4 protein-coding genes and 1 pseudogene are annotated in these 4,373 nt (G+C 67.7%); all 5 read left to right on the top strand.

Going from position 1 to position 4,373, the window contains the following annotated elements; genetic code table 11:
* A pseudogene (locus AC1D15_RS19610) lies at positions 1-131 on the top strand (putrescine ABC transporter permease PotH); the annotation flags it as partial.
* On the top strand, positions 128-976 hold the full coding sequence (locus AC1D15_RS19615; protein WP_477827298.1) for an ABC transporter permease subunit: 849 nt from the start codon (positions 128-130) through the stop codon (positions 974-976). The pseudogene AC1D15_RS19610 and the gene AC1D15_RS19615, both read left to right, overlap by 4 nt.
* Before the next feature lie 39 nt (positions 977-1,015).
* Complete coding sequence (locus AC1D15_RS19620; RefSeq protein WP_465113594.1) at positions 1,016-2,428, top strand: DUF3138 family protein; 1,413 nt, start codon at positions 1,016-1,018, stop codon at positions 2,426-2,428.
* A 25-nt stretch (positions 2,429-2,453) separates the two neighbouring features.
* Positions 2,454-3,941 carry an aldehyde dehydrogenase gene (locus tag AC1D15_RS19625; RefSeq protein WP_477827299.1) on the top strand — a complete coding sequence of 496 codons (1,488 nt, stop codon included), beginning with the start codon at positions 2,454-2,456 and terminating at the stop codon, positions 3,939-3,941.
* Positions 3,942-3,978: 37 nt separating this feature from the next.
* Positions 3,979-4,373 (top strand): aminotransferase class III-fold pyridoxal phosphate-dependent enzyme (locus tag AC1D15_RS19630; RefSeq protein ID WP_477827300.1); only part of this gene is annotated, 395 nt, incomplete at its 3' end.

A 4,373-nucleotide genomic window follows, 5' to 3' on the forward strand; every position in this document is an offset into this window, starting at 1 on the left:
GGGACGAGTTCTTCAGCAACAACGACTGGACCATGGCCTCCACCGTCGCCGTCGTGCTGGTGCTGCTGATCGTCTTCCCGCTCGCCCTCTTCAACAAGTACCAGGTCGAGAGCCAGGAGCGCAGGCGATGAGCGGCACCGTGCACCCCAAGGCCGCCTGGTTCGGCCGCGCCTGGCTCGTCGGCGGCTTCGTGTTCCTGTACCTGCCGATCGTCACGCTCGTCATCTACTCGTTCAACGCGTCGCCGCTGCCCACCGTGTGGGGCGGCTTCACCTTCGAGTGGTACGGCAAGCTCGTCAACGACCGCGAGATGCTGTCCGGCCTGTGGCTGTCGCTGAAGATCGCCTTCCTCAGCGCCTGCGGCTCGGTCCTGCTCGGCACGCTCGCCGCCTTCTCGCTCGTCAAGTACCGGCGCTTCACCGGCCGCACGCTCTTCAACGGCCTCGTCAACGCGCCGCTGGTGATGCCCGAGGTGATCTGCGGGCTGTCGCTGCTGCTGATGCTGGTGTCGGTGCAGAAGGCCGTCGGCTTCCCCGAGCGCGGGCTGATGACGATCTGGCTCGGCCACCTGCTGCTCGGCATGTCGTACGCCACCGTCGTCGTGCAGGCCCGCCTGCAGGACCTGAACCCCTCGCTCGAAGAGGCCGCGATGGACCTCGGCGCCAAGCCCTGGCAGGTGTTCACGCTGGTCACGCTGCCGATGATCGGCCAGGCGCTCGCGTCGGCCTGGCTGCTCACCTTCAGCCTGTCGCTCGACGACGTGGTGGTGTCGGCCTTCCTGTCCGGCCCCGGCGCCACCACGATGCCGCTGGTGATCTTCTCGCGCGCCCGGCTCGGCCTGAACCCGAGCGTCAATGCGGTGGCCACCGTGATCATCGTGATCGTCGCCATCTGCGTCGCGGCGGCCAGCCTCTACATCGCGCGCGCCGAGCGGCGCCGCCTCCAGGAAATGAACGCGGCGCAGCGTGGCGCCTGACACCAGAACACCCCGAATCCAACCCCGAGGAGAAAACCGATGAAGTTCGCGAAGCTCTCGACCCTGGCGCTGGCCGTCGCCGCTGCATGGGCAGCCCCCGCCCAGGCGCAGTCGAACAAGGAGTTGATGGACGAGCTGAAGGCGATGAAGCAGCGCATCGCCGACCTCGAGAAGAAGCTCGCGGAGAAGTCGGGCCCCGACGGCAAGCCCGCCGAGAAGCAATGGGGCATGACCCCCGAGCAGGTGCAGGAGTTCAACCGCATCGCCATCAAGACCGAGGCGCTCGAAGACGGGATGGAAGCCCAGGGCCTGAAGGGCCTGAAGATCAGCGGCTACTTCGACCCGAGCTACATCTACAACAAGAACCAGCACCGCGCCGGCTTCCAGTTCCTGAACCGCGTCTCGGACGACGGCTACAACTACGACAACTCCTACTTCGGCGTCGCGAGCCTCGATTTCCAGAAGGAGATGGAAGGCGGCACCAAGTGGCGCCTGACGCTGATGCCCAACCGCGGGGCCGGCTCGATCGCCGACCCGGACGGCAACAGCATCGTGCACGAGGCCTCGGTGTCGATCCCGCTCGGCGACCTGCAGACCCGCTTCATCGCCGGCCAGATCCCCGACTGGTCAGGCTACGAGTACGTGCAGCCGACGCAGACCAAGCTGGTCACGCGCGGCCTGCTGCTCGACTTCACCGAGCCGACCGCCTACACCGGCGCCGGCATGGAGTTCATCCGCGGCAAGTGGGACACCAAGCTGCTGATCGCCAACTACAACAAGACCAAGCAGGGCGCCAACCAGAAATCGCCGGTGTTCGCCTACCGCGTCGACTACTCGAAGGGCGAGTTCAACGGCTTCGGCTTCGCCGGCGTGCATGGCAAGGTCGCCAACTTCTCCGAGAGCGCGATCGACCCGACCACCCTCGAGGTGATCCCGCAGGACGATTCCCGCCTCGACCTGTTCGAGATCGATGGCTACTTCATCCGCGGCGACTGGACGGTGCAGGGCCAGGTCGGCTTCGGCCGGCAGCGCAATGCCTCGATCGTGCCGGCCGCCGACGGCAGCCTGCGCGACGCGCAGTGGTGGGGCCTGTCGGCGCTCGCGGCCTACAAGTTCGAGCCGCGCTTCGAGGGCGTGGTGCGGGCCGACTACATCAACAACAAGAAGAACGGCGGCGGGCTGCTGCAGTACTCGGTGGCCGACGACCGCAACGGCATCGGCCCGGATCCGGCGCTGGGCTGCGCCCCGGGCGCGCTGGTCGACGGCTGCGACGACGGCGCGAACCGCTATGCGCTGGCGGTCGGCTTCAACTACCTGTGGACCCGCAACACGACCCTGAAGGCCGAATACCGGCTCGATCGCGCGACACTGCCGGTGTTCCTGGACACCGGCGACGGCAGCTACAAGAAGAGCAACCACCTGCTGGGCGCGTCAGTCGTGGTGTCGTTCTGATCAAGGTCCTGACGAAGGAGACAGCATGAGCTCGATCGACTGGGCAGCACGCGTGGCCGCATTGCAATTCGACGGCCGCGCCGTGATCAACGGCCAGCGCGTCGCGGCACAGGACGGCGAGACCTTCGGCTGCGTGTCGCCGCTCGACGGCCGCACCCTCACGCAGGTGGCGCGCGGCCGGGCGGCCGACATCGATGCCGCGGTGGCCTCGGCACGCCGCGCCTTCGACGACGGCCGCTGGTCGCGCAAGGCGCCGGCCCAGCGTAAGAAGGTGCTGCAGCGCTTTGCCGAGCTGATCCTCGGCGCGRAGGAAGAGCTGGCCCTGCTCGAGACGCTCGACATGGGCAAGCCGATCAAGTACAGCCTGAGCGTCGACGTGCCCTCCACCGCGCGCTGCATCGCCTGGTATGCCGAGGCGGTCGACAAGGTCTACGACGAGATCGCGCCGACGCCGCAGAGCGCGCTGGCGCTGATCACGCGCGAGCCGATGGGCGTGATCGGCGCGATCGTGCCGTGGAACTACCCGATGATCATGGCCTCGTGGAAGCTCGGCCCGGCGCTCGCTGCCGGCAACAGCGTGGTGCTGAAGCCGAGCGAGAAATCCCCGCTGACCGCCCTGCGCCTGGCCGAGCTCGCGCTGCAGGCCGGGCTGCCCGAGGGCGTGTTCAACGTGGTGCCGGGCTACGGCCACGAGGCCGGCGAGGCGCTCGCGCTGCACATGCAGGTCGATGCGATCGGCTTCACCGGCTCGACGCGCGTGGGCCGCAAGATGCTCGACTACGCCGGGCGCAGCAACCTGAAGCGCGTCTACAACGAGCTCGGCGGCAAGTCGGCCTTCATCGTGTTCCCCGATTTCGACGACCCGGTGCGCGCCGCGCAGACGGTGGCCGGCAGCATGTTCTTCAACCAGGGGGAATCGTGCAACGCGCCGTCGCGCGTGTTCGTGCACGAGAGCATCGCCGACGACTTCGTGAAGACGGTGACGGCCGAGGCGCCGAAGTACCGGCCGGGCAACCCGCTCGATGCCACCACCGAACTGGGCGCGCTGGTCGACGACACCCAGCTGCGCACGGTGCTGGGCTACATCGATGCCGGCCAGAGCGAAGGCGCGCGGCTCGCCGCCGGCGGGCGGCAGGTGCGGCAGGACAGCGGCGGGTACTTCGTCGAGCCGACGGTGTTCGACGGCGTCGCCAACACGATGAAGATCGCGCGCGAGGAGATCTTCGGGCCGGTGCTGTCGGTGATCCGCTTCAAGACCGAGGAMGAAGCGATCGCGATGGCCAACGACAGCGCGTACGGGCTGCAGGCCAGCGTGTGGAGCAGCAACATCAACCGCGCGCACCGCGTGGCGCGGGCGCTGCGCGCCGGCACGGTGCACGTCAACCAGTATGACGAGGACGACATCACGGTGCCGTTCGGTGGCTTCAAGCAGAGCGGCAACGGGCGCGACAAGTCGCTGCATGCGTTCGACAAGTACACCGAGCTGAAGACCACGTGGATCCGGATTGACTGATGAATCCCGGATTGGCATCCGGGCTACGGAGGATTCGATGAATCACTCTCTCAACGAACAGCTGATGGCCCGCAAGGCCGCGGCCACGCCGCGCGGTGTCGGCGTGATGGGCACCTTCTTCGCCGACCATGCCGAGAACGCCGAGCTGTGGGACGTCGAAGGCCGGCGCTTCCTCGACTTCGCCGGCGGCATCGCGGTGATGAACACCGGCCACCGCCACCCGAAGGTGGTCGCCGCGATCGAGGCACAGCTCAAGCGCTTCACCCACACCTGCTACCAGGTCGTGCCCTACGAGGGCTACATCGCGCTGGCCGAGCAGCTCAATGCGCTGACGCCCGGCCGCCATGCGAAGAAGACCGCCTTCTTCAGCACCGGCGCCGAGGCGATCGAGAACGCGATGAAGATCGCCCGCGCCCACACGAAGCGGGCCGG

The organism is Rhizobacter sp. P2_H2, from assembly GCF_056403375.1.